This is a genomic window from Leclercia sp. Colony189 (assembly GCF_009740165.1).
Classification (GTDB): Bacteria; Pseudomonadota; Gammaproteobacteria; order Enterobacterales; family Enterobacteriaceae; genus Enterobacter.
In genome coordinates this window covers 3,905,389-3,931,108 of record NZ_CP046557.1, presented here as the reverse complement: position 1 = coordinate 3,931,108, position 25,720 = coordinate 3,905,389, and the positions used below count along the sequence as shown (strand labels likewise).

The 25,720-nt window shown below is 55.6% G+C and carries 24 protein-coding genes; 13 read left to right on the top strand and 11 right to left on the bottom strand.

The features are described from left to right. Window positions 1-2: 2 nt before the first annotated feature. Complete coding sequence (locus tag GNG29_RS18685; RefSeq protein ID WP_103176861.1) at window positions 3-464, bottom strand: multidrug/biocide efflux PACE transporter; 462 nt, start codon at window positions 462-464, stop codon at window positions 3-5. Between the two features lie 104 nt (window positions 465-568). Between GNG29_RS18685 and GNG29_RS18680 the strand changes: the two genes are divergently transcribed. From GNG29_RS18680 to GNG29_RS18665, 4 genes are all read left to right on the top strand, one after another. Continuing rightward, the gene (locus GNG29_RS18680) at window positions 569-1,444 is read left to right on the top strand and encodes a LysR family transcriptional regulator (RefSeq protein WP_103176860.1); all 876 of its coding nucleotides are present in this window, start codon (window positions 569-571) and stop codon (window positions 1,442-1,444) included. A gap of 74 nt (window positions 1,445-1,518) precedes the next feature. Next, complete coding sequence (locus GNG29_RS18675) at window positions 1,519-2,031, top strand: cupin domain-containing protein (protein WP_103176859.1); 513 nt, start codon at window positions 1,519-1,521, stop codon at window positions 2,029-2,031. A 171-nt stretch (window positions 2,032-2,202) separates the two neighbouring features. Beyond that, a complete protein-coding gene (locus tag GNG29_RS18670; protein ID WP_103176858.1) occupies window positions 2,203-3,381 on the top strand; it encodes an acetyl-CoA C-acetyltransferase in 1,179 nt (392 codons plus the stop codon). Between the two features lie 329 nt (window positions 3,382-3,710). Beyond that, window positions 3,711-4,394 (top strand): porin, encoded by a 684-nt coding sequence (locus GNG29_RS18665; RefSeq protein WP_103176857.1) that lies wholly within the window; start codon window positions 3,711-3,713, stop codon window positions 4,392-4,394. Window positions 4,395-4,547: 153 nt separating this feature from the next. On the opposite strand, the gene GNG29_RS18660 is transcribed toward GNG29_RS18665, so the two are convergent. Then, window positions 4,548-5,723 (bottom strand): oligogalacturonate lyase family protein, encoded by a 1,176-nt coding sequence (locus GNG29_RS18660; RefSeq protein ID WP_156655189.1) that lies wholly within the window; start codon window positions 5,721-5,723, stop codon window positions 4,548-4,550. A 454-nt stretch (window positions 5,724-6,177) separates the two neighbouring features. Between GNG29_RS18660 and kduI the strand changes: the two genes are divergently transcribed. The 3 genes from kduI to GNG29_RS18645 all read left to right on the top strand — a co-directional run bounded on the left by kduI (window position 6,178) and on the right by GNG29_RS18645 (window position 9,568). Further along, window positions 6,178-7,014 carry a 5-dehydro-4-deoxy-D-glucuronate isomerase gene (gene kduI, locus GNG29_RS18655; protein WP_114385818.1) on the top strand — a complete coding sequence of 279 codons (837 nt, stop codon included), beginning with the start codon at window positions 6,178-6,180 and terminating at the stop codon, window positions 7,012-7,014. A gap of 62 nt (window positions 7,015-7,076) precedes the next feature. Then, on the top strand, window positions 7,077-7,838 hold the full coding sequence (kduD, locus tag GNG29_RS18650) for a 2-dehydro-3-deoxy-D-gluconate 5-dehydrogenase KduD (RefSeq protein WP_103176854.1): 762 nt from the start codon (window positions 7,077-7,079) through the stop codon (window positions 7,836-7,838). 296 nt (window positions 7,839-8,134) lie between these two features. Next, the gene (locus GNG29_RS18645; RefSeq protein ID WP_259935569.1) at window positions 8,135-9,568 is read left to right on the top strand and encodes a sugar porter family MFS transporter; all 1,434 of its coding nucleotides are present in this window, start codon (window positions 8,135-8,137) and stop codon (window positions 9,566-9,568) included. A gap of 78 nt (window positions 9,569-9,646) precedes the next feature. On the opposite strand, the gene GNG29_RS18640 is transcribed toward GNG29_RS18645, so the two are convergent. From GNG29_RS18640 to GNG29_RS18615, 6 genes are all read right to left on the bottom strand, one after another. Further along, entirely contained in the window at window positions 9,647-10,774 is a 1,128-nt protein-coding gene (locus GNG29_RS18640; RefSeq protein WP_156655187.1) for an oligogalacturonate lyase family protein, read from the bottom strand. Window positions 10,775-10,840: 66 nt separating this feature from the next. Beyond that, on the bottom strand, window positions 10,841-12,130 hold the full coding sequence (locus tag GNG29_RS18635) for an ABC transporter substrate-binding protein (protein ID WP_103176851.1): 1,290 nt from the start codon (window positions 12,128-12,130) through the stop codon (window positions 10,841-10,843). Window positions 12,131-12,143: 13 nt separating this feature from the next. Then, window positions 12,144-13,271, bottom strand: a complete 1,128-nt coding sequence (locus GNG29_RS18630) for an ABC transporter ATP-binding protein (RefSeq protein ID WP_103176850.1) — start codon at window positions 13,269-13,271, stop codon at window positions 12,144-12,146. Window positions 13,272-13,283: 12 nt separating this feature from the next. After that, entirely contained in the window at window positions 13,284-14,186 is a 903-nt protein-coding gene (locus tag GNG29_RS18625) for a carbohydrate ABC transporter permease (protein ID WP_103176849.1), read from the bottom strand. After that, entirely contained in the window at window positions 14,179-15,069 is an 891-nt protein-coding gene (locus GNG29_RS18620) for a carbohydrate ABC transporter permease (protein ID WP_103176848.1), read from the bottom strand. Before GNG29_RS18620 ends, GNG29_RS18625 begins: the two co-directional genes overlap by 8 nt. Window positions 15,070-15,616: 547 nt before the next feature. Further along, window positions 15,617-15,940: a cupin domain-containing protein gene (locus tag GNG29_RS18615; RefSeq protein ID WP_039029883.1), complete on the bottom strand. Its 324-nt coding sequence runs from the start codon at window positions 15,938-15,940 to the stop codon at window positions 15,617-15,619. A gap of 137 nt (window positions 15,941-16,077) precedes the next feature. Between GNG29_RS18615 and GNG29_RS18610 the strand changes: the two genes are divergently transcribed. After that, window positions 16,078-16,770 carry an aspartate/glutamate racemase gene (locus GNG29_RS18610; RefSeq protein ID WP_103176847.1) on the top strand — a complete coding sequence of 231 codons (693 nt, stop codon included), beginning with the start codon at window positions 16,078-16,080 and terminating at the stop codon, window positions 16,768-16,770. Here GNG29_RS18610 and GNG29_RS18605 read toward each other — a convergent pair. Continuing rightward, entirely contained in the window at window positions 16,757-17,695 is a 939-nt protein-coding gene (locus GNG29_RS18605; RefSeq protein WP_156655186.1) for a LysR family transcriptional regulator, read from the bottom strand. The two genes, GNG29_RS18610 and GNG29_RS18605, sit on opposite strands and share 14 nt — an antisense overlap. Window positions 17,696-17,814: 119 nt before the next feature. On the opposite strand from GNG29_RS18605, the gene lysA reads away from it, so the two are divergent. Beyond that, a complete protein-coding gene (lysA, locus tag GNG29_RS18600; protein WP_103176845.1) occupies window positions 17,815-19,077 on the top strand; it encodes a diaminopimelate decarboxylase in 1,263 nt (420 codons plus the stop codon). Here lysA and GNG29_RS18595 read toward each other — a convergent pair. Further along, entirely contained in the window at window positions 19,047-20,084 is a 1,038-nt protein-coding gene (locus GNG29_RS18595; protein ID WP_103176844.1) for a LacI family DNA-binding transcriptional regulator, read from the bottom strand. The genes lysA and GNG29_RS18595 overlap by 31 nt on opposite strands. Window positions 20,085-20,375: 291 nt before the next feature. Between GNG29_RS18595 and GNG29_RS18590 the strand changes: the two genes are divergently transcribed. The 4 genes from GNG29_RS18590 (at window position 20,376) to GNG29_RS18575 (ending at window position 24,474) form a co-directional block, all read left to right on the top strand. Beyond that, window positions 20,376-21,713: a PTS sugar transporter subunit IIC gene (locus GNG29_RS18590; RefSeq protein ID WP_103180976.1), complete on the top strand. Its 1,338-nt coding sequence runs from the start codon at window positions 20,376-20,378 to the stop codon at window positions 21,711-21,713. Next, complete coding sequence (locus GNG29_RS18585; RefSeq protein WP_156655185.1) at window positions 21,710-23,137, top strand: glycoside hydrolase family 1 protein; 1,428 nt, start codon at window positions 21,710-21,712, stop codon at window positions 23,135-23,137. The genes GNG29_RS18590 and GNG29_RS18585 overlap by 4 nt, the downstream gene beginning before the upstream one ends. Window positions 23,138-23,227: 90 nt before the next feature. Next, the gene (locus GNG29_RS18580) at window positions 23,228-24,001 is read left to right on the top strand and encodes a GntR family transcriptional regulator (protein ID WP_103180974.1); all 774 of its coding nucleotides are present in this window, start codon (window positions 23,228-23,230) and stop codon (window positions 23,999-24,001) included. Then, window positions 23,998-24,474, top strand: a complete 477-nt coding sequence (locus GNG29_RS18575; RefSeq protein WP_103180973.1) for a GNAT family N-acetyltransferase — start codon at window positions 23,998-24,000, stop codon at window positions 24,472-24,474. The genes GNG29_RS18580 and GNG29_RS18575 overlap by 4 nt, the downstream gene beginning before the upstream one ends. Here GNG29_RS18575 and galR read toward each other — a convergent pair. Continuing rightward, on the bottom strand, window positions 24,435-25,451 hold the full coding sequence (gene galR / locus GNG29_RS18570; RefSeq protein ID WP_103180972.1) for an HTH-type transcriptional regulator GalR: 1,017 nt from the start codon (window positions 25,449-25,451) through the stop codon (window positions 24,435-24,437). The two genes, GNG29_RS18575 and galR, sit on opposite strands and share 40 nt — an antisense overlap. Window positions 25,452-25,720: the final 269 nt, after the last annotated feature.

Here is a 25,720-nt window from a genome sequence, read left to right as displayed (position 1 = left end):
AGTTAAGAGGTGGCAGCCTGCCGCTGTTGGCGTCGCTTAATCATGCGATCGCGCAGGGTATCGTACGCCCAGTTATAAACCATGGTGTACGGCAGGAAGAAAATAAAGAAGCCAATCTCTAAGGTGAAGGCCTGAAGCAGGCTCACGCCCAGCACCAGCGATACAATCCCGACGCCGATAAAGATGAACCCGACTTCAAAGCCCAGCGCGTGCAGGGCGCGGACTTTCGCGGTGCGAGGCACCTTATGCCGCGGCCACAGCCTGTCGAACAGGTAGTTGAAGATGATGTTCCAGATCATCGCCGTGGTGGCGAGGAGAACAGTTAACCCGCCCATCTCCAGTATGGGGCGCTGCATCAGCCACGCGGTGGTCGGGGCCAGGATCGCCGTGGCAATACCCTCAAAACAGACGGCGTGAAAAATGCGTTCCGGCAGTTTTCTGCGCTGAACATCGTTGTGCTGCATAATCTCTTACCTCAAAAACAAGCCAGGACGGCCAATCATGCGGCTATTTTTATCGCTAAAAGTGATATATAAAAGTGAGATTCCATCGATAAAGTAGATACTACATGCGCTACTCACCCGAAGCGTTAACAGCATTTGTCGAGACGGTTGCTGCGGGCTCTTTTTCCGCTGCGGCCCGCCGCCTGCGGAAAAGCCAGTCCACCATCAGCACCGCCATCGCCCATCTGGAGGATGATCTGGGTTTTGCCCTGTTCGACCGCAGTGCCCGCCAGCCGGTACTCACCGCCCAGGGCAAGCAGGTGCTGGGCTATGTGCAGTCGATTCTGGCGGCCAGCGCGCGGCTGGATGAACTGGCGGTATCCCTTAGCGAAGAGACCGAAGCACGGCTCACCTTTGTCCTCTCCGATACCCTGCATCCGGATGTGCTGGAGGAGATGCTGTTTCGTTTTGATGAGCGTTTTCCCCATACCGAATTTGAGTGTCTGATTGGCGAAGAGGAAGATGTCATCGATCTGCTGCAAAAAGGGCGGGCGCAGATTGGCCTCACCGAGGCGCGGGAAAACTATCCCACCGACATTGCCGCCGTTCGCCTTCCCATGCAGACCCATATGGCGATTTATACGTCAGCCAGCCATCCGCTGGCCGCGCAGGCGCGAACGGAGCACGATGAACTGCACAGCTGGCGGGAGCTGCGCCTGAATACCTATCTGGAGCGTGAACCGGTGCTGGCGCAGGGGCCGGTCTGGTCGGCACCTAACTACCTGATGTTGCTCAGCATGGCGGTTCAGGGATTTGGCTGGTGCGCGCTGCCTTGCGCGCTGGTAGAGGAGTTTGCGCCGGCGAAAGCGCTGGTGCAGCTCAATGTGCCGGGCTGGCCGCGCTCGGTGGCGATCGATCTGGTCTGGAATAAACGCTCCCCGCCGGGAACGGCAGGCAACTGGCTGCGCCATTATTTACAGCAAAAAGCGGATCCACGGTGATCTCTGCCCCCGTCAGTGGCGACATTGAAACGAACTACACTTAGCGGAGTGTAATAACTGACTGAGAAGAGACCATGACCGCTAAAACGAGAATCACACCCCGGACGCTGATGCTCTCCGCCAGAGAGTGGGTGCCGAATAATCCCCATTTGCCGGTGCTGCTCTATAAAGGGGTGATAACGGATGGCGATCGCGCAAGCCAGTTTGAACAACGATTTGCCGACAACGGTTGGCCGCCTCAGTGGCGCGATGGGGTTTTTGATTATCACCACTACCACTCTAATGGGCATGAAGTCTTAGGTATTGCCCGGGGGGCGGCACGCCTCATCGTTGGCGGACCTGGGGGCGAAGAGATCGAAGTAGAAGCGGGAGACGCACTGTTATTGCCTGCCGGAACCGGGCACTGCCGGATATCTGCAACCGACGATTTTCTGGTGGTGGGTGCCTATCCGCCGGGGACGGATGTTGATCTCTGCAAGCAGGCGGCGACGCCGGCCATGCTGGCGCGGATCGTTGCGTTGCCCTTTCCTGAGCGGGATCCGGTCAATGGAAACTCGCCCGCCTTAACCCAGTACTGGAGATCTTGACCCGCCTTGCCCTGCGCCCGCGCAGGTTAAGTTTCCCGGTATCGGCTGAGCAACCATTTCTCTCGGCCCTCCAGAATCCTTTGTGATAAAACTCACTTTTTTTAAACAATTACATCATTAGTTGATAACAATCCTCTACTATGAGCGGTGTCATTTTGCGCAGAGGTAGAGATGAAAGACGTCGTGATAGTGGGTGCATTGCGTACCGCAATCGGCTGTTTCCAGGGAGCGCTCTCACGCCACTCGGCGGTTGAGTTAGGCAGCGTGGTGGTTCGCGCGCTGGTGGAGCGAAGCGGCATTGAGGGACACGAGATCGACGAAGTGATCCTCGGTCAGGTGCTGACCGCAGGCGCCGGGCAAAACCCTGCCCGCCAGGCGGCGCTGAAGGGAGGATTACCCAATACCGTCTCTGCCATCACCATCAACGACGTGTGCGGCTCCGGTTTGAAGGCGCTGCATCTGGCGACCCAGGCGATCCAGTGTGGCGAAGCCGATGTGGTGATCGCGGGCGGCCAGGAGAACATGAGCCGTGCCCCGCACGTGCTCACCGACAGCCGTACCGGGGCGCAACTGGGCAATAGCCAGCTTATCGACAGCCTGGTGCATGACGGGCTGTGGGATGCCTTCAACGATTACCATATGGGGGTCACGGCAGAGAACCTGGCGCGTGAATATGGCATCTCCCGTGAGCTGCAGGACGCCTATGCCCTCAGTTCCCAGCATAAGGCCCGGGCGGCCATCGACGCGGGCCGTTTTCGCGACGAGATCGTACCGGTTGTCGCCCAGAAGCAGGGCGGGGAGAACCTGCTGGTGGATACAGATGAACAGCCGCGCACCGATGCCAGCGCAGAGGGGCTGGCGCTGCTGAACCCTGCCTTTGAGCTCACCGGGTCGGTCACCGCCGGGAATGCCTCCTCGATTAATGACGGGGCCGCCGCAGTGATGATGATGAGCGAGAGCAAAGCCGAAGCGCTGAATCTGCCGGTACTGGCGCGCATCAAAGCCTTTGCCAGCGTGGGTGTTGATCCCGCCTTAATGGGGATCGCCCCGGTTCACGCCACGCGCCGCTGTCTTGAACGGGCAGGCTGGCAGCTGGCGGATGTGGATTTGATCGAAGTGAACGAAGCCTTTGCTGCCCAGGCGCTGTCGGTGGGCAAAATGCTGGAGTGGGACGAACGCCGGGTGAATGTTAACGGTGGAGCGATCGCCCTGGGTCACCCCATTGGCGCATCGGGCTGCCGTATCCTGGTCTCACTGGTGCATGAGATGGTAAAACGCGATGCGCGTAAAGGGCTGGCTACGCTGTGTATCGGCGGCGGACAGGGCGTGGCGTTGGCTATAGAAAGATAATTCGCGTTGATATATATCAATCCAAATAAGCCTCCGATCCCGGAGGCTTATTTGTTTGTGAGCTTCATCATATTTTTACCTCCTGTCAGTAAAATCTTAATCATCCGCAAAATAGTTAACTTATTCCTTGAATCGATAATAACGATTTAGTGTGATCGCGATCCTTTAAATTCCGCTTAAAAGTCAACATTTGTTGATATTGCTCACGGCTGGGTTTGCCAAAAAAAATGAAACAGATAATTACGATCGAGATCACTAAAATTACGTTTATTAAAAAATAAAATGCAATTCCATAAAAACGAAACATCATTTTAAACGAGGGTTTTTCCATGTTTAAGAAATCTCTGGTCCTTGCTTCACTTATTGGCGCTTCTTTCGCAGCTCAGGCTGTCACCGTGGATCTGCGTCACGAATATATCGATAGCGGCTCGAACGCCGACCGTGTTTCGGTTTCGCACCGTTTCGAAAATGGCTTTGGTTTCTCAGTAGAAGCAAAATGGAAATCTGGCGGCGATAAAGCTGACCAGCCATTTGCGGACGTGGTGGGTAACGGCCACGAAGATCAGATTAGCTGGCGCTGGAAAGCGAACCAGAACATTGCGTTAACACCAGGCTTTACGCTCGAAAGTAAAGACAGCTTCACCATTTATAAACCCTATCTGCACGCGCAATATAGCTTCGATAATGGCTTCTATGTGGCTGCCCGTTATCGCTATGACTACACCCGTTATCCGTCAAGCGCGAATAAAGACGACGATAAAGTTAACCGTGGCGACGCCTGGGTTGGTTGGGTAATGGGCGACTGGCGTACCGAGCTGAACTACGTATACGCGAAAAGTACAGAAGGGAATATTCGTAACAACAATAAAGATTACTCCCAGGAATATAACGTTAAGCTGGCGTACAAAATTGATAAGAACTGGGCTCCGTATGGCGAAGTGGGTAACGTTGGTGTGAAAGATACCGATGAGCGTCAGACCCGTCTTCGTGTCGGCGTAGCTTATTCATTCTAATAATAAGCAATACCTCCGGGATAAACCGGCTCTCAGGAGCCGGTTTTTTTGCGTCTGTAATGTATTATTTTTGCGGTTTATGCCTTTTCAGCGGATAAAAAAAGCCCTCCATAAAGGAGGGCAAGGCCAGTTACAGGAACACAAACACAAACATTATTCTCGCAACAGTTCTGGTTGCTCAGGAAGCTTCGCAATATAGAGAGCAGGTTTGCCATCTTTATCGGAACTAAACAGCACCGCTTTATCATCCGGGGTAAAGGAGGGGTGCGGGTGAGTGACCTGACGGCTGTTTGCCACGGTTGCCCAGGAGGTATCGTGACGCGCGATACGGAAATACGCCTCTTTCGCCACGTCGAATGCATAAAGATACGGATCGTTATCGATGGTATAGCCGCTGGTATCTTTCACATCGACCGGCGTACCGGAACCATCACCGACCAGCAGCGTGCCGTCAAAGTTACTCATCAGGTGTGAACAGGCAGGCATCTTCATGACCGCGCGGTTCTCACCGGTATCCGGATTGAAGCTATACACGGTACGTCCTTGCTCACCTTTCAGGTAAGAGACATAGACCAGCGCTGAGCCATTCGGTACCCAGAATTCATGGGTGCAGCTTTCGCCTGCGGCGTGCTCTTTCACCTTGCGAACGTTGCTGCCGTCTTCGTTGACCATCCACATACGGGCATCCACCAGATCGTGCGGGCCTTCATGACAGAACGCGACGGTACTGTCGTCAAACGGACGGTAAATCGGGTGGCCCAGCCAGTTCTTCTCTTCATGGATTACGCTGCTTTCACCGGTCTGCAGATCGACCCTCAGCAGGCGGCAGTGTGGGCCTTTATGGAAGAAGTCGTGGAAGATTTTCCAGTCGTTGAGCGGCGTCCAGTCGCTCTTCGCAATTTCGATGCCCACCAGTTTGGTGCAGTCGCTGTTGGCCACCCAGGTGCCATAGCCGACCCAGTCGTCGCTGACGCGATAGACTTCACGCTCCTCTAGGGTGGTCAGATTGACTTCCCGCAGGGTGCGATCATTCTTAACGTAATAGAGGGATTTATCATCCGGTGAGAGGAAGCCGCCAAAGGTGTTATCGCCTGCGCCTTCGGTTAACTGCACCGCTTCGGCGTTTTTCAGATCCAGCAGATAGTAGTTCCAGTGGCCATCGAATTCACCCGCAAACAGCAGGTGGTTGCCATCGTTGAAAAAGCACTTTTGATAGAAGTAGTTACGGTGACAGGTAACTTCAGGGGGGGTCAGGCGGGTCACTTCCACGCCTGTATCCGGATCGCGGCTGACCTCATAGTTCAGTTTGACCCGCATACCTTTTGCCATGATGCGCTCCTTGAATTCGACGGCAGGATCGCGCCTGCGGTCCGATCGGTAAATATGAGTTTAAAAACTGGGTGTTAAAATATCAAAACAATGTTTCACTGTGTGTGACTGGTGGCGCACTTCTGAAGGAAAAGCGTGCTGATTCATCAATATGATTAATTTTGTTCAGTTTTTTCTCATGACCTCATCCATTTTTTATTTTTTTATAACCTTTTGTTTAATATGAAAAATAACTGACTGGATTTAAAAAAATGATCTAAGAAAAGCTTGTCAACTCCCTGACAATCGTGATCGGAACTACAGTTTTGAGATTATCATACAGAAAAAGTGAAACATCGTTTTGAATGTAATTGAAAACCTATTTCACAGCAGATAATATGTGCTCATCATGAAAACGGAACACCGTTTTGTTAATTATCCAGGCCGTCGCGGCCGATAAATTCTGGAGGTTAATGTGGAAGTCAGACAAAGCATCCACAGCGCGCATGCAAAAACGCTGGATACCCAGGGTCTGCGTGATGAGTTTTTAGTCGAGAAAGTGTTTGTCGCAGATGAATACACCATGGTGTACAGCCACATTGACCGCATCATCGTTGGCGGCATTATGCCAGTTGCCAAAACGGTTTCTGTGGGTGGGGAAGTGGGCAAGCAGCTCGGCGTCAGCTTCTTCCTGGAGCGTCGCGAGTTGGGCGTAATCAACATTGGCGGCCCGGGCACTATTACCGTTGACGGTCAGTGCTATGAGATCGGCCATCGCGATGCGTTGTACGTCGGGAAAGGCGCACAGGAAGTGGTATTTGCCAGCGTCGATAGCAACAAACCGGCGAAGTTCTACTACAACTGCGCCCCGGCACACACCACCTACCCAACCAAAAAAGTGACCCCGGCAGACGTTGCTCCGGTCACCCTGGGTGACAACCTCACCAGCAACCGCCGCACCATCAACAAATACTTCGTTCCAGATGTGCTGGAAACCTGCCAGCTCAGCATGGGTCTGACCGAGCTTGAGCCAGGCAACCTGTGGAACACCATGCCGTGCCATACCCACGAGCGCCGCATGGAAGTGTACTTCTACTTCAATATGGAAGAAGACGCCTGTGTATTCCATATGATGGGTCAGCCGCAGGAGACACGCCATATCGTGATGCATAACGAGCAGGCGGTCATCTCTCCAAGCTGGTCTATTCACTCCGGCGTAGGCACGCGTGCCTATACCTTCATCTGGGGCATGGTAGGTGAAAACCAGGTCTTCGATGATATGGACCACGTTGCCGTTAAGGATCTGCGCTAGTCGCGGACAGTTAAGCATAAACTTGCCTGTTCGTTCAGGCGCTGAAAGACTAAGGATAAAAAATGATTCTGGATGCATTTTCTTTGCAAGGTAAAGTTGCGGTTGTGACCGGTTGTGACACTGGCCTCGGTCAGGGCATGGCGTTGGGGCTGGCAGAAGCGGGCTGCGACATCGTGGGGATCAACATTGTTGAGCCGCAGGAGACCATCGAGCGTGTAACCGCGCTGGGCCGTCGTTTCCTGAGCCTGACCGCTGACCTGCGTAAGATCGACGCTATCCCTGAGCTGCTTGACCGTGCGGTTGCGGAATTCGGTAAAATCGACATTCTGGTGAACAACGCCGGTCTGATCCGTCGTGAAGATGCGATCAACTTCAGCGAGCAGGACTGGGATGACGTCATGAACCTGAACATCAAGAGCGTATTCTTCATGTCTCAGGCGGCGGCGAAGCACTTCATCGCGCAGGGCAACGGCGGCAAAATCATTAACATCGCCTCCATGCTCTCCTTCCAGGGCGGCATCCGTGTGCCTTCTTATACCGCTTCCAAGAGCGGCGTTATGGGCGTAACCCGTCTGCTGGCGAACGAATGGGCGCAGCACAACATCAACGTAAACGCCATTGCGCCGGGCTACATGGCCACCAACAACACCCAGCAGCTACGTGCTGACGAAGAGCGTAGCGCAGCTATCCTCGAGCGTATCCCTGCGGGTCGTTGGGGTCTGCCAAGCGATCTGATGGGGCCGGTGGTGTTCCTGGCCTCCAGCGCATCTGACTATATCAATGGCTACACCGTAGCGGTTGATGGCGGCTGGCTGGCGCGTTAATTCCTGCTCAGGTCAAAAAACCTCTGCCCCAGGGCGGAGGTTTTTTTTGACCTGGATAAGCCATTGTCCATATAGCAAAAATAGAAAAATCCATAAGCATTTTACGAAAATTGCATGGATCACACATTTAATTTCCATAAATCAGCCAGTTAACAATAATTGAGTAATTTTCACGCTTGTTTTAAAGTGTAATGTCCATCACAGTTCGAACCTTGCTAGCTGAAAAATCCATATTTTCACGTTATACGACCTGACACATTTTTAGGGTTTCTCGTAATTTCGATTAACGTCTTACGCTGTTCAGGCAGGAAAATATGACATCTATAAATGACTCTACCTTTATGCCCCGCGCCCTTCGCGATACCCGAAGGATGAACCTGTTTGTTTCTGTGTCCGCGGCGGTAGCCGGTTTACTGTTTGGGCTGGATATCGGCGTCATTGCCGGTGCGTTACCCTTTATCACCGATCACTTCACGCTCAGCAATCGCCTGCAGGAGTGGGTGGTGAGCAGTATGATGCTGGGCGCAGCCGTAGGGGCGCTATTCAACGGCTGGCTCTCGTTCCGCCTGGGCCGAAAATATAGCCTGATGGTGGGAGCTATTCTGTTTGTGGTCGGCTCATTGGGTTCCGCGTTTGCCACAGGCGTTGAAGCGTTACTGCTTTCTCGCGTGCTGCTGGGTGTGGCCGTGGGGATCGCCTCCTATACCGCCCCCCTTTATCTGTCAGAGATGGCGAGCGAGGACGTGCGCGGCAAAATGATCAGCATGTACCAGCTGATGGTGACCCTCGGAATTGTGCTGGCCTTTCTTTCTGACACCTATTTCAGCTACAGCGGCAACTGGCGCGCCATGCTGGGTGTACTGGCATTACCGGCAATATTGCTGATTGTGCTGGTGATTTTTTTGCCCAACAGTCCACGGTGGCTGGCGCAAAAAGGGCGACACGTCGAGGCGGAAGAAGTGCTGCGGATGCTGCGCGATACCTCTGAGAAAGCGCGTGAAGAGCTGAACGAGATCCGCGAAAGCCTCAAGCTTAAACAGGGGGGCTGGTCGTTGTTCAGAGTCAACCGCAACGTGCGCCGTGCGGTATTTCTCGGCATGCTGCTGCAGGCGATGCAGCAGTTTACCGGCATGAACATCATCATGTATTACGCGCCACGTATTTTTAAAATGGCCGGATTCACCACCACCGAGCAGCAGATGATCGCCACGCTGGTGGTGGGGCTGACCTTTATGTTTGCCACCTTTATTGCAGTATTTACCGTCGATAAAGCGGGCCGTAAGCCTGCCCTTAAAATTGGTTTCAGCGTGATGGCGCTGGGGACGCTGATTCTGGGCTATTGTCTGATGCAGTTTGATAACGGTACGGCGTCCAGCGGCTTATCCTGGTTGTCCGTGGGTATGACGATGATGTGCATCGCCGGTTACGCGATGAGTGCCGCGCCGGTGGTGTGGATCCTCTGCTCAGAAATTCAGCCCCTGAAATGCCGCGACTTTGGGATCACCTGTTCCACCACCACTAACTGGGTGTCGAACATGATCATTGGCGCCACCTTCCTGACCCTGCTGGATGCGATCGGCGCGGCGGGAACCTTCTGGCTTTATACGGTGCTGAATGTGGCATTTATTGGCATCACCTTCTGGCTGGTTCCGGAAACGAAAGGCGTCACCCTGGAGCACATTGAGCGCAAGCTGATGACAGGGGAGAAGTTACGGAATATTGGGGTATAGCAGATTGCCCGGCGGCGCTTCGCTTGCCGGGCATGGGGTTTTGTAGGCCGGATAAGGCGTAGCCGCCACCCGGCTTTTTTACACCCGGGCGAGGTACAGCGCCGGCATCCCTTCTTCGTCGGAGGTGTAGAGCACCCACTGATTATCCGGTGAAAATGACGGATGCGGATGGGTCACCTGGCGGTCGCCGTCGAGCACTTTCCAGCTGGTGTTGTGCTGGCAGATGGCGGTTTGCGTGCCTTTGGCAATATCGAACACCCAGATAAAGGGATCGTTCAGGCTGATATTGCCGGTGTTGTGTGGCGCGCCGTCGCCGACGATCAGCGACCCGTCGTGGTTACTCATCAGATGGGAGCAGGGCGGGATCGCCATCAGCTGGCGATTTTCCAGGGTGGCGGGATCGGCGCTGAACAGATAGCGCTGAGGATCGTTCTCCTTGTGCGCCACGTAATAGAGCGCGGAGCCGTCAGGCACCCAGAACTCGTGGGTAAAACTCTCCCCCTCAGCATGCTGGCGCACCTTGCGCAGATTGCTGCCATCCTCGTTAATCAGCCACATGCGGGCGTCGATCGCATCCCGTGGCCCTTCGTGACAAAACACCACGGTATTATCGTCAAAAGGACGGTAGATCGGGTGTCCGAGCCAGCGCTTTTCCTGCAAAATCACGCGGCGTTCGCCGGTTTGCAGGTCGATATTGATCAGGCGGCATTCCGGGTGGGTAAAGTAAAACGCGCGGAATTTGCTCCAGTCGGTGAGCGGCTGCCAGTCGCTTTTTTTAATCTCGATACCTACCAGCTTCGTGCAGTCCGAGTTCGCCACCCAGGTACCGTAGGCCACCCAGTCGTCATCGACCTCATAGACCACATACTCCTCCAGACTCCCGAGGTCGACGCGCCGCAGTTCGCGGCTGTTTTTCACATACCACAGCGAGCGATCGTCCGTGGAGAGGAAGCCGCCAAAGGTGTTATCTCCGGCGCCCTCGGTAAGCTGGATCGCCTGCTGCTGCGCAATGTCCAGCAGATAGTAGTTCCAGTGGCCCTCAAAGGCGCCGCCAAAGATGAGCTTGCTGCCATCACGGGTAAAACATTTTTGATAGAAGTAGTTACGGTGACAGATGATGTGCGGGGGCGTCAGGCGGATCACCTCGTGTCCGGTTTCACTGTCCTGACGAGGTCGAAAACGCAGGGGAATGATTTTTCCTTTCATAGTATGTTCCTTCAGATAAAAAAATACCCCACCGCATAACGGTAGGGTATTGATAACGTATGGGAATTAGCGCATTGCGCGTTTCAGGATACGTTCAGCCTGACGCTGGAAGTCAGCGGCTGTCTCTTCAACGGTTTTCTGGCCATAGTCGATGTACTGCAGCGAGGTACCGAACTGTGCCACGATCTGCGGGTCATCAAAGTATGGCGACACAGAGAGTTTCGCTGGCAGAGACTGCGCCAGACGCAGACCCGCAACCGCCGGATCGTCCTCTTTGATAGCGCCGTTTTCGGTCAGGTATTTCACCGCCACTTTGCTCAGCGGTACGCCACGCTCCAGGCCCAGCGTCTCAACACCTTCTTTGCTGTTCAGCAGGAAGTTGATCACTTTCGCGGCCGCTTCCGGGTTCTTGGTCGATTTACCGATAGAGAGCATCTGTGCTGGCTTGAAGAACAGACCCGCATCGGTTGCACCCGGCAGCATTGGGTAGCTGCCCAGCTCCAGCTTCGCTGGTGGCTTCAGGTTGTCGGAATATTTTTTGATGGTAGAGTTCCACATATAGGTGCCGCCCCATTCACCCTCGATCCACGGCTTCATCTCATACATGTTGCTCTTACCGAACGACGCATAGTACTTGGTGTCCGGCATGACATGGCTGTCGATCAGCTTTTTATAGGTCTGGAAGAACTCAACCCACTGCTCTTTGGTGTAGGAGAATTTTTTCGCCTTCTCGTCCACCGCCGGGATGTTGTACTTCTGGATCATGTAGGAGTTCAGCAGCGCCAGGGTATCCTGGTGCTCGAGAATAACCGGGTAGTACTGTTTACCCAGTTTGCTCTCGAAGGCTTTACCCGCCGCCATCAGCTCATCCCAGGTTTTCGGGTATTCGACGCCCGCTTTTTTCCAGGTTTCATCGTTGAAGTAGAAGACGCGCGCGGTCACGGAGATCGGAATACCGTTCAGCTTGCCGTTGACCGTGGTCGACTGCAGCTCTTTTGGATCGAACTGGGACAGATCGATCACATCTTTCATTTTGTTCAGGTCGTAGAAGCCGTCGCCGGTTTTAGAGAAGATCGGCAGCCAGTTCCAGTTAGTCTGCATCACGTCCGGCTCGGTGCCGCCCGCAATCTGCGTGGTCAGACGCGAGAGGTGACCATCCCAGCCGGTGTATTCCGACTTCACGTTAATATCCGGGTGCTGTTTGTGGAACTCTTCCAGGGCTTTCAGCGTGACCTGGTGACGGCCATTGCCGCCCCACCAGGACATACGCAGATCGGTGCTGTCCGCAGCAAAAGTGGGTAGGGCACTCATTCCAAAGGTAGCGGAGATAACGGCGCTTAAAAGCACTTTTTTCATTTTTATAACTCCATTAAAGAGAGATGTTCTGTTCAGTTTTTGCGTCAAAAATATGACACTTATTCATATCAAACTTAAAGTAAACCTTACGGTGAAGGCCCTTGTTGATCATGGGTTTAGCTTCATCGGAAGGAATTCGGGCTGTCAGTTCGTACTCGCCAACTTTCAGGTAAACAAAGAATTCATGGCCCATATTTTCGGCGCGGACCATCTCACCGGTGCAGCAACCTTCAGCGAACGGCTCATCGGAGATAGAGACAAAATCAGGGCGAATGCCGTAGAAAATCTCCTTATCCGCGTGACCGGCCACTTTCTCTTTCAGCTCTGGGCTTAACGGCATGGTCTGGTTGCCGATGGTCAGGGCCAGTTGGCCCTCCTGTTGCACCAGCTTGCTGGCGCGGATGTTCATCTCCGGTGAGCCGATAAAGCCCGCGACGAACATGTTTTTCGGTTTGTGATACAGGTTGTCCGGGGTATCTACCTGCATGATGTGGCCGAGCTTCATCACGCAGATGCGGTCGCCCATGGTCATCGCTTCGGTCTGGTCGTGCGTCACGTAGACGGTGGTCGCCGGTTTGCCGGAAGCCTTCAGCTGCTTGTGCAGATCCGAAATACGGATACGCATCGAGGCACGCAGTTTGGCGTCGAGGTTGGAGAGCGGTTCGTCGAACAGGAACACATCTGGTTTTTTCACAATCGCGCGGCCGACGGCCACACGCTGCGCCTGACCGCCCGAAAGCTGACGCGGCAGGCGGTCGAGCAGCTCTTCCAGCTCAAGGATTTTTGCCGCTTCGTTCACCTGGGCCTCAATCTGCGCTTTAGGCAGCTTGCTCAGCTTCAGGCCGAAGGCGAGGTTTTCCCGCACGGTCATGTGTGGGTAGAGCGCATAGTTCTGGAACACCATCGCAATCCCGCGCTCTTTTGGCGCGAGGTTGTTAACGATTTTATCGCCGATACGCACTTCACCGCCGCTGATGGTCTCCAGACCGGCCAGCATACGCAGGGTAGTGGACTTCGCGCAGCCGGAAGGGCCGACGATGACCATGAACTCACCTTCAGCGATTGAAAGGTCGATAGCATGTACCGCTTTGAAGCCGTTGGAGTAGACCTTTTCCAGTTTGTTGAAAATCACTTCAGCCATGATATTTCCCTCTTAACCTTTAATTCCGCTGCTGGTTACGCCCTGTACGAAGTAGCGCTGTGCCAGGAAGAAGACAATGATGGATGGCAGAATGGAGATGCTCGCCATTGCCAGAATTTCGTTCCACGGCGCCCCTTCGGTGACGTCGATGGACATTTTCAGAGCCAGTGCAATCGGGTATTTATCCACGCTGTAGACATAAATCAGCGGCCCGATAAAGTCGTTCATTGACCACATGAACTGGAACAGTGCCACGGAGATAATGGCCGGCTTCAGGATTGGCACCACCACGTACCAGAGCACCTGAATGGAGTTACAGCCGTCAATCTGCGCGGCCTCTTCCATGTCACGCGGTACGCCGCGCAGGAACTGGATCAGCATGAAGACGAAGAACCCTTGCGTGGCGAAGGCCAGCGGCAGGTAGAGCGGCATATAGCTGTTCAGCATGCCCATTTCACGGAACATCAGGTACTGCGGGATCAGCAGTACGGTGCTTGGCAGCAACATGGTGGTAATCAGCGTCGCGAACCAGAACTTCTTCCACGGGATCTCGAAGCGGGCAAAGCCGTACGCCACGATGGTGGAGGAGATAATGGTCAGGATCACTTTCGGGATCACATACTTAAAGGTGTTCAGCATGTAATGGCCGAAGTTGTACTCGGTACCGGTTTTCCAGCCGTTTACAAAGCCATCCCAGGTGGCGTGTGCGGGCCACAGGCTGAGGGTGGTGAAGATCTCGTGGTTCGGTTTGAACGACGCCGAGAACATCCACACCAGCGGATAGAGCATCAGCAGGCCAACAAACAGCAGGATCACATAGCGAATGGTGGCGCTAATTTTTTCACGACGCTGGGTACGCGCCACTTCACGCTCTGCGATACTTCTCGCCGTGGAGAGTTGTTGAATATCAGCCATTTTTGCCTCCCTTATCGGCGGAGTAGAAGACCCAGTATTTCGAAGACTTAAAGGCGATAGCGGCAAAGACAGCGACCACCAGGAAGAGGATCCAGGCCAGTGCAGCGCCGTAACCCATGTCAAAGTACTTGAATGCGGTATCGTAGATGTAGAGTGAGAACAGGTAGGTGGAGTAGGTTGGTCCACCGCCGGTAATAACATACGGACCGGTAAATTCCTGGAACGCCTGGGTGGTCTGCATAATGAAGTTGAAGAAGATAACCGGCGTGATCAGCGGCACGGTCACTTTCATGAACATCTGCCATTTGGAAGCACCGTCAATCATCGCCGCTTCGTACTGCGACTGCGGCACGTTCTGCAGGGCAGCCAGGAAGATCACCATGGCAGAGCCGAACTGCCAGACGCGCAGCAGGGTCACGGACATCAGCGCCAGTGAGGGTTCGCCCAGCCAGTTCACCGGGTCAAAACCAAATACGCCAATGAAGCTGTTCAGCAGGCCATCAATCGCGAACAGCGCACGCCACAGAACGGCAATCGCAACGGAGCTGCCGAGAATAGACGGAATATAATAAGCGGTACGGAAGAAGCCGATGCCGCGCAGTTTAAAGTTCAGAACAAACGCAATACCCAGCGCAAAGGCCAGCTTTAACGGGATAGTCAAAAATACGTAGGCAAAGGTCACGCCCATGGATTTCCAGAAGAGGGTATCTTCCGTAAACATGTAGCGATAGTTTTCTACGCCGTTAAATACGGGCGGGCTCATCAAATCGTACTCAGTAAAACTGAGGAAGAAAGATGAGACAAAGGGGAAGGCAGTGAAGAGTATCAACCCAATTATGTAGGGTGATATCCAGGCTAGCCCCAGCATCTTGTTTTCATTCATACATACCTACCTGGTAATTAATGGTTTAAAACGGAATCTGCCCGGCTCTGCCCGCTTAACAGCAAGCGAACAGCGGAATGCGTCTGGTGCGAAATTTCACGGCGGTATCTCCTTTTACCTGTTTGTGAGTGCCGGTAATGCCGGGCCTGTCCTGCCCGCTAAGCAATTTTTTAAAACTTATGAACCACCGTTTTCAATTTGTAAAACGTCGTTTTAATTTATTTTATTGTGATTTAAATCCACGTCATTCGATAAATAGTGGAAATGTGATCAAGGTCGAAACAGCGTTTCAATAAGGTGAGATGGGTGGCATTTTTATCGGTAGGCGCGAAAAAATGAGGGTAAAGGATCGGCTAAACGGAAGACTTTACTCAGCTATTCTGGGAATTATTGATGGCAGATACAAACTACTAATATTTGTAGCAAAAATGTAACGCAGGCCTGAAGGTAGCGAGGATATAATTAACTTGTTGAATGATTTTTCGCGAAAATAAAGCGAATTGCACTTAAGCAAAAAAAGGCGATGCCCGCGCATCGCCTTATTACTTTATTTGAGGAAGTCTTCACGAACCGGCGTGAAGGTATCCAGCAGCGTACCCGGTTTCAGGCAAACGCAGCCGTGCATAATATGCGGCTGTTTATAAAGGGTATCCCCGGCGGTCACCACATGCTTTTCTTCGCCGATGGTAAATTCGAACTCACCGGATAAAACATAAGTCAGCTGCTCGTGGGGATGGTTATGCATTGGGCCAACGGCGCCTTGCTCAAAATTGACCTCTACCGCCATCATTTTGCCATCGTGCGCCAGAATACGGCGCGTCACGCCATTACCCAGATCTTCAAGCTGTGTCTCTTTGTGGAAAATAAACATGCTCATGTCCTGTTATATAGTGAAACATCGTTTCATTTAATTTATCCCAGAGCCAGCTAAAAGGAAATGTTGAACCAGAGAACTGGAAACTCGATCACAAGTTTGCTTCACTGGTTGAAACCGGAAAGGAGAGCAAGATGAAAACCATTGGCCTGTTAGGAGGAATGAGCTGGGAGTCTACCATTCCCTATTATCGTCTGATCAACGAAGGGGTAAAACAGCGCCTGGGGGGATTACACTCGGCCAGCCTGCTGCTGCACAGCGTTGATTTTCATGAAATCGAAGCCTGCCAGTCCAGCGGCGACTGGGAAAAGGCGGGAGAGATCCTGGCAGAGGCAGCACTGGGCTTGCAGGGTGCCGGGGCGCAGGCCATTTTGCTCTGCACCAACACCATGCACAAAGTCGCTGAGCAGATTGAAACCCGCTGTTCCCTGCCGTTTCTGCATATCGCCGATGCTACCGGGCGGGCGATTACCGCGGCGGGCATGAACCGCGTGGCGCTGCTGGGTACGCGCTATACCATGGAGCAGGATTTTTACCGCGGGCGGCTGACGGCGCAGTACGGCATCGAGAGCCTGATCCCGGACGAGGCGGACCGGGCCCGGATCAATCAGATCATCTTTGAAGAGCTGTGTCTCGGCACCTTTAGCGAGACGTCACGCCAGTACTATCTCAGCGTGATCCGCAAGCTCGCCGATCGCGGGGCGCAGGGGGTGATCTTTGGCTGCACCGAGATTGGCCTGCTGATCCCGGCGGATGAAAGCCCGATCCCGGTGTTTGATACCGCCGCGATCCACGCCGCCGATGCGGTGGAATTTATCCTTTCGTAACGGGCGAGGCTAAAAGCTCTTCCAGCGGGTCGGTGATCGCCGCCAGCCCCTGTTGCAGATGCGCGCTGAAAGCGTCCACCAGCGCCGAGGCCGGGCGGTGCAGCGGGCGGATCAGGCTCACCGTAAACGGCACCGAGAGACTGAAGCGGCGAATAACAATCCCGCTGTCGGCATAATCCAGCGCCGTCAGCGGATTGACCACCGAAATCCCCACCCCCGCGCGCACCATTGCACAGATGGAGGCCGCGCTGTGCGTCTCCACCACCATGCGTCGCTTCACCTGATGTTCGGCAAAAAGCTGGTCCAACAGCTGCCGGTAACTGTCGGTGCGCGACAGGCTGATGTAGTTCTCGCCCTGGAAATCACCCGGCGTCAGCACCGCTTTTGCACCAAGGGGATGGCTGGCGGGCAGGACGCATACCTCATCTAATGACAGCAGCTCGTGACGCGCGGTGCCCGCTGGGGTGGCGAGGGTTTCAGTCAGACCAAGATCGTGGCGCTGGGCCGAGAGCCACTCCTCCAGCAGGGGCGACTCCTGGGGCACGATGGTCAGGTTCACGTCCGGGTAGCGGGCAAGAAACGGCTGTAGCAGGGCGGGTAAAAACGACTGGGAGAAGACCGGCAGGCAGACGACGGAGAGCTCGCCCTGGCGAAACTCGCGCAGGCTGTCGGCGGCGCTGACGATGCGGTCCAGCCCGTACCAGGATCGCTGCACCTCTTCGAAGAGCCGCAGCCCCTGCACCGTAGGGTGTAGCCGCCCGCGGGTGCGCTCGAACAGCGTCAGGCCGATCACCTTCTCAAAGCGCGCCAGCTCGCGGCTCACCGTCGGCTGCGAGGTGTGCAGCAGACGCGCGGCTTCGGTCAGGTTCCCGGCGGTCATCACCGCGTGGAAAATCTCAATATGGCGTAAATTCACAGCGGGCATGGCAGCAACCTGGTTGAATATAATCCATATCATTTTTGCATAGAGTGGCGATAAAACGATATTTTTTATTCTCTTCGCGCTGTGGCGTAATCATAAAAAACGTATTCCCGGAGAGCACCATGCCACGCCCGCTGAACAACACCGATACCGATCTCAATGCCGACAATTTGCTGCGCCTGCCCGCCGAGTTTGGCTGCCCTGTCTGGGTCTACGACGCGCAGATCATTCGCGACAAAATTGCCGCCCTGCATCAGTTCGACGTGGTGCGCTTTGCCCAGAAAGCCTGCTCCAACATCCATATTCTGCGCCTGATGCGCGAGCAGGGCGTCAAGGTCGACTCCGTGTCGCTGGGTGAAATCGAGCGTGCGCTGGCGGCGGGCTACGATCCGAAGATCGACAGCGATGCGATTGTCTTTACCGCTGATCTGATCGACAGCGCCACGCTTGCCCGGGTGCATGAGCTGCAGATCCCGGTCAATGCCGGTTCCGTGGACATGCTGGAGCAGCTCGGTCAGGTGTCGCCGGGCCACCGCGTCTGGCTGCGGGTTAACCCGGGCTTTGGTCACGGCCACAGCCAGAAGACCAACACCGGCGGCGAAAACAGCAAACATGGCATCTGGTACAGCGATCTCCCTGCGGCACTGACCGTACTGCAACGCTATAACCTGAAGCTGGTGGGCATTCATATGCATATCGGCTCCGGCGTGGACTACGGCCATCTCGAGCAGGTGTGCGGCGCCATGGTGCGCCAGGTGATTGAGTTTGGTCAGGATCTGGAGGCGATCTCTGCGGGCGGCGGGCTGTCGATCCCCTATCGCGAAGGGGAAGAGGCGATCGATACCGATCACTACTACGGCCTCTGGAATGGCGCGCGGGATAAAATCGCCGCGCATCTGGGCCACGCGGTAAAACTTGAGATCGAGCCGGGGCGTTTCCTTGTCGCCGAGTCGGGCGTTCTGGTGTCGCAGGTGCGCAGCGTGAAGGCGATGGGTAGCCGTCATTTCGTACTGATTGACGCAGGCTTCAACGATCTGATGCGCCCGGCCATGTACGGCAGCTATCACCACATTTCGGCGCTGGCTGCCGATGGCCGCGACTTATCTCAGGCCAATCTCGTGGAGACGGTGGTGGCCGGGCCGCTGTGCGAATCCGGAGATGTGTTTACCCAGCTGGAGGGCGGAAAAGTGGAAACCCGCGCGCTGCCGCCGGTCGTGCCGGGGGATTATCTGGTGCTGCACGATACCGGTGCATACGGCGCGTCTATGTCATCTAACTACAACAGCCGCCCGCTACTGCCGGAAGTGCTGTTCGATAAGGGCGCGGCGCGCCTGATCCGCCGCCGCCAGACCATTCAGGAACTGCTCGCCCTCGAACTGTTCTGATCGCACCAGGGTCCCGTCGCCACCGAATCGCGTAACACCAGCGTGCCGGTGAAGGGCGGGATCGCTTCGATCGGCTCGTTTTTGACCAGCCGGATGGCCTGATCGATAGCGGTAGTGATCATGTTGTCGATGGGCAGGTAGACGGTAGAAAGCCCCGGCTCCAGCCACTTCGCACACGGTGCGTCATCGAAGCCGAACAACGACACATCCTCTGGAATGCGCAGCCCGGCCTGGTGCAGCGCCTTCGACGAGCCCAGCGCCATATCGTCGTTACAGGCAAACAGGGCGCTGAACACCACCTTCTCATTCAGCAGCTCCTGACACAGCTCGTATCCGCGCGTCATCCCCGAATCGCCATACTTCACCCGGCTCTCATCCCAGGGAATACGGTGCTTCTCCAGCGCCTTGCGATAGCCCGTCAGCCGCGCCTTGCCGGTAGGGGTGTGGATCGGCACGGTTATGCAGGCGATCTCCCGGTGCCCCTGGCTTATCAGGTACTCCACCGCGTTGAAGGCCGCCTCCTGCTGCTCGAAGAAAACGCAGCGCTCCCGCGCCTGGCTGACGTCACGGTTGATCACAATAAGCGGCATCTGCACGCTGTTGATGAGCTTCATGATCGCTTTTTCGCTCATGTAGCGGGTGTAGAGCACGATGGCATCGCACTGGCGATCGGCCAGCATCTGCACCGCTTCCTCTTCCCGCTCCGGGGTGTCGTGACCGTCGGTGACAATCAGCTGCTTCCCGTGCGTTTCGGTCTGTCTTGAGGCCTGTTGCAGCAGACGACCAAAGTAAAAACCGTCAAAGGTTGAGACCACCAGACCAATGCTGTTGCTGGTCCGGTTCGCCAGCGATCGCGCCAGGAAATTGGGGCGATAGCCCAGCTCTTCCATCGCGTTAAAAACCTGCTGACGGGTGCTCTCTTTTACCTGACCTGTGCCGTTCAGTACGCGCGACACGGTGGCTTTCGACACGCCCGCACGCAGTGAGACATCCAGCATTGTTGCCATTCGTTATTCCTGCTTCCACGTTATGCACGGAAGTTTATCACAGACGTTCAGGGGCATAAGCCGGGCGGGAGGGTGAAACCCCCACCACGATCACGCTTTCTGGCAACAGATGAGGGAGTAACGACAAGTGGCATACCAAAGTGGTGATAATTCATACTCCGGGATACCTCTGGCGGCGTTGGGAGCTTAATCACAGAACAAATCTTCACCAGAAGCTATTTTTGGTATGCCAATAGAAGCCGGCTGAACACCTAAATCCCAATAAAGGCCCTTTTACTGAGGTATTACCCCATGGCATTACAGGAAAAACTGATCAACTCTCTGGGCAGTTTCGCCACGAAGTTCAACAGTTATCGCTATATCATGGCGATAAAGTCCGCCTTCATCACCCTGATGCCGGTCATCATTGTTGGCGCATTTTCGGTGCTGATATCCAACATGGTGCTGGATCCGAAAAACGGCTTAGCCAGCTTTCAGTCGCTTTCGTTTCTCGCCACGCTGAAACCGATCACCAGCGCCCTGAACTACGCCACGCTCAACTTCCTCAATATCGGGGCCGTGTTCCTGATCGGCATTGAGCTGGGGCGCATCAACGGTATTAAGTCGTTGTTCCCGGGGCTGCTGGCGGTGATCTGCTTTATCTGCGTCACTCCGACTACCGTTGAGATGATGGTCGATGGCGAAATGCACATGGTAAAAGATGTGCTCCTGCGCCAGTTCTCGGATACCCGTAGCCTCTTCCTCGGCATGTTTATCGCCATCCTGTCGGTGGAGATCTACTGCTGGCTGGAGGGGCGTCCGGGATTGAAAATCAGGATGCCGGACACCGTGCCGCCAAACGTCTCGGCCTCGTTCTCGGCCCTGATCCCGGCGATCATCACCACCACCACCATCGCCACCTTCGGCTTTGTCTTCCATCAGCTCACCGGCATGTACCTCTACGATGCGGTATACCAGGTGGTGCAGCAGCCGCTTGAGCGGGTGGTGCAAAGCCTGCCGGGGATCCTGCTGTTGATGTTCGTGGCCCAGCTCTTCTGGGTGATAGGGATCCACGGCAATCAGATGATCAAGCCGATCCGTGAGCCGCTGCTGCTGGGAGCGATCACCGTCAACATGAGCGCCTTTGAGCAGGGCAAAGAGATCCCGAACATCATCACCATGCCGTTCTGGGATGTCTACATGAGTATCGGCGGCTCGGGTCTGACCATCGGCCTGCTCATCGCGGTGATGATCGGCACCAAACGCAAAGAGATGAAGGAGATCGCCAAGCTCTCCATCGGCCCGGGGATCTTTAACATTAACGAGCCGGTGATCTTCGGTATGCCAATCATGCTCAACCCGATTCTGGCGATCCCGTTCATCATCACCCCGCTGGTGACCGGCACTATCGGCTACTTTGCCACCGTCACTGGTTTTGCCGGCAAAGCGGTGGTGATGGTGCCCTGGACCACGCCGCCGCTGATCAACGCCTGGCTCTCTACCGCCGGGTCGATGGGCGCGGTCGTAACCCAACTGGTCTGTATTATCACCGCCGTGCTGATCTATCTGCCGTTTGTGAAGATCGCCTCCCGCCGGGCAGAGCAGGCCGCGCAACAGGCCGCGAACCAGGAGGCGACGAATAACGCATGAGCATTAAACAGATGACTATCCCCGAGGGGTTTATCCTTGGGGCCGCGGCCTCCGCCTGGCAAACCGAGGGCTGGAGCGGCAAAAAAGCCGGGCAGGATTCCTGGATCGATCTCTGGTACAAAAACGATCGTCAGGTGTGGCACAACGGCTACGGCCCAGCGGTGGCGACCGACTTTATTAACCGCTTCCGGGAAGATGTGGCGCTGATGAAGCAGGCCGGGCTGACCCACTACCGCACCTCCATCAACTGGTCGCGTTTTCTTACCGACTACGAAAACGCCACGGTGGACGAGGAGTACGCTGCGTATTACGACGCCCTGTTTGCCGAGATGCATCGTCAGGGCATTGAGCCGATGATCTGCCTCGAACACTACGAGCTGCCGGGTACGCTGCTGGAAACCTACGGCGGTTGGGCGTCGAAGCATGTGGTCGAGCTGTTCACCCGCTATGCTGAACAGGTCTTTGCCCGCTATCACCATGTGGTGAAGCGCTGGTTTACCTTCAACGAGCCGATAGTGGTGCAGACCCGGGTATACCTCGACGCCCTGCGCTGGCCTTATGAGCAGAACACCCATACCTGGATGCAGTGGAACCACCACAAAGTGCTGGCGACGGCGAAGGTGGTGAAGCTGTTCCGCGAAAAAGGCTACAGCGGCAGCGTAGGCTGTATCCTCAACCCGGAAGTGACTTATCCCCGCTCCCGGGCCGCCCACGACATCAAGGCCGCGGAGATCTACGATCTGTTTTACAACCGGGTATTCCTCGATCCGCTGGTGCATGGGCGTTATCCCCAGGAACTCTTCACCCTGCTGGAAAAACACCAGGTGCGGTGGGAGTACAGCGACGACGAACTGGCTCTTATTGCGGAGAACACCGTCGATGAGCTGGGGATCAATCTCTATTACCCGCACCGGGTGAAGGCGCCGTCCCGGGCCTGGCATCCCGAGACGCCGTTCCATCCGGCATACTACTACGAGCCGTTTGACCTGCCGGGGCGAAGGATGAACCCCTCCCGCGGCTGGGAGATCGCCCCGCGCATCATCTACGACATGGCGATGCGCATCAAAAACGACTACCGCAATATCGACTGGTTCGTGGCCGAAAGCGGGATGGGGGTGGAAAACGAAGGCCAGTACCGTAACCGCGATGGCATCATCGAGGACAGCTACCGCATCAACTTCATCAGCGAGCACCTTTATTACACGCTGCTGGCGCGGGAGGAGGGAGCCAACTGCCACGGCTACATGCTGTGGGCCTTCACCGATAACGTCTCGCCGATGAACGCCTTTAAGAACCGCTACGGCCTGATTGAGATCGATCTGGCGGACAACCGCGCCCGACGCCCAAAAAAATCGGCCAGCTGGTTCCGGCAACTGCGCGATAAGCGCGTGCTGACCCTGACCATTGATGATGAATGGAAGTAGGCGAAGAGTGCGACGCTTCTGGTAACATAGGGCACAAACTGGCCGGGAAGCTGCCCGGCCCGCGCATTAACTCTCAGTACAGGTGATAACGTGGATAAGGCTGTCGTCCCGGCGGAAAAGAAGCAGTACCAGGAGATTGGCGAGGATTTACGCGCCCAGATCGTCCAGGGGCACTATCCCGTGGGCTCACGTCTGCCGCCGGAGCGCAACATTGCGGAAACCTACGGCGTCAGCCGTACCATCGTGCGGGAGGCGCTGCTGATGCTGGAGCTACAGGGCACCGTGGATATTCGTCAGGGTTCCGGCGTCTACGTGATGCGCATTCCTGAAGAGCATGAGAACGAGGAAGAGCGCTTCTTTCACAGCGACGTCGGCCCGTTCGAGATTTTGCAGGCGCGCCAGCTGCTTGAGAGTAACATTGCCGCCTTTGCTGCGAAGATGGCGACCCGGGCGGACATCGATAACCTGCGCCGCATCATCGAGCAAGAGCAGCGGGCGATCGCCGCCAACGATAACAGCCAGGACAACAACAAGATGTTCCATCTGGTGCTGGCGGGGGCAACGCAGAATCAGATGCTGCTGGCCACCGTCGAAAGCATCTGGCATCACATGGACAGTAGCCCGCTCTGGCAACAGTTCAACGCCCATATCGCCAGTCGGGCGTATCGCCTGAAGTGGCTGGGCGACAGACAAACCATCCTCGCCGCCCTGCGCCGTCGCGACGTCATGGGCGCCTGGCAGGCCATGTTTCAGCATCTGGAAAATGTCAAAAAGAGCCTGCTGGAACTCTCCGACGAGGATGCCCCGGACTTTGACGGCTATCTGTTTGATTCGGTTTCCCTTTTTCAGGGGAAACTGATGTGATTATTCAACCGCTGTACGCGGCTCCGCAACATGCGGAGCAGGTGATTGACTGGCTGTGGCAGGCCTTTGGCGACGGTGTGCCTCGGACGTTTTTTACAAGCGTCGTGACCCACAGCCAGACCCCCGGCGCGCTGCCGCTCACCTTTATTGCTACCGAAGGGAAACGCCTGCTCGGCACGGTGGGGTTATGGCGCTGCGACCTGATTACCCGTCAGGATCTCCATCCCTGGCTGGCGGCGCTGTATGTGGACGACGCGGCGCGCGGACAGGGACTGGCGGGGAAATTACAGCAGCATGTTCAGCGCTACGCCGCAGAGAGCGGCTTTAGCGAACTGCATCTCTGGTCTGCCTGCCGCGATTTTTATGAGCGCTACGGCTGGCACTATATCGGCGACGGACTGGAATACCCGGACAAAACCGTCCACCTCTACCGCTACTCGCTGGCGGACTCTGCCGGCGGCACAACGGAGTGACGGCGCACCAGCGTCGGGCTAAACAGGTGGGTGATCTCCGGCGGCTGGCGTTTATCCGCCAGTGACAGCGCCAACTCCGCCGCCTGCGTCGCCATGGTGACGATAGGGTAGCGCACCGTGGTCAGGCGCGGTCGCACATAGCGGGAGATCAGAATGTCATCGAAGCCAATCAGCGAAATATCTCCCGGCACGTCAATGCCGTTATCGTTCAGCACCCCCATCGCCCCGGCGGCCATCGAGTCGTTGTAACAGGCGATCGCCGTAAAGTTACGCCCGCGTCCCAGCAGCTCGGTCATCGCCTGCTCGCCGCCGCGCTCGTCAGGTTCACCATAAGTGACCAGGCGATCGTTGCAGGGCAGGTCGTTCTCGCGCAGCGCATCGTAATAACCCTGCAGCCGATCTTCGGCGTCGGAGATGGGGTGGTTGGAGCAGAGATAGCCGATACGGGTATGCCCCTGCTGGATCAGGTGGCGGGTGGCAAGCCAGGCGCCGTAGCGATCGTCCAGCGCCACGCAGCGCTGCTCATAGCCGGGAATAATGCGGTTCACAATCACCATGCCGGGGATCTGCTTCATCAGATGCACCAGCTCCTCATCCGGCAGCTTTTTGGCATGCACCACCAGCGCCGCGCAGCGATGGCGGATCAGCTGCTCAATCGCCTGACGCTCTTTCTGCTCGTTGTGGTAGCCATTGCCGATCAGCAGAAAGTTGCCGGTCTGGTAGGCGACCTGCTCGACAGCTTTGACCATCGCGCCGAAAAAGGGATCGGAGACATCGCCCACCACCAGCCCGACGGTATCGGTGGACTGCTGAGCCAGCGCGCGGGCGTTGGCGTTGGGGTGATAGTTCAGGGATTCCATGGCAGTCAGCACGGCCTGGCGGGAGGTTTCACTGGCTTTTGGGGAGTTGTTTATCACACGTGAAACCGTGGCGACGGAAACACCCGCCAGTCGGGCCACATCCTTTATTGTCGCCATTCTCTACCTTCTTGTTAGGGTAAGCGTTTACACACTCAATAGTGTTGCGGAAAAGTGAGGTGTATTCAAGCGCAGGGCGGTGAGGCAATTCACAAAGGTGAGAAACGCTGGCGGAAACGGTGTAATCGTTACACAGCGAAGCGTGACAGAAGAGGGTGAATTTGAATCTTTGGTTACACTTTGCCTCAGGCTGTTGCGATTGTCTGCTGGCAGGGGTTTGGGCCGCGTTGCTACATTTGAGATCCCAGAGGTATTGATAGGTGAAGTTG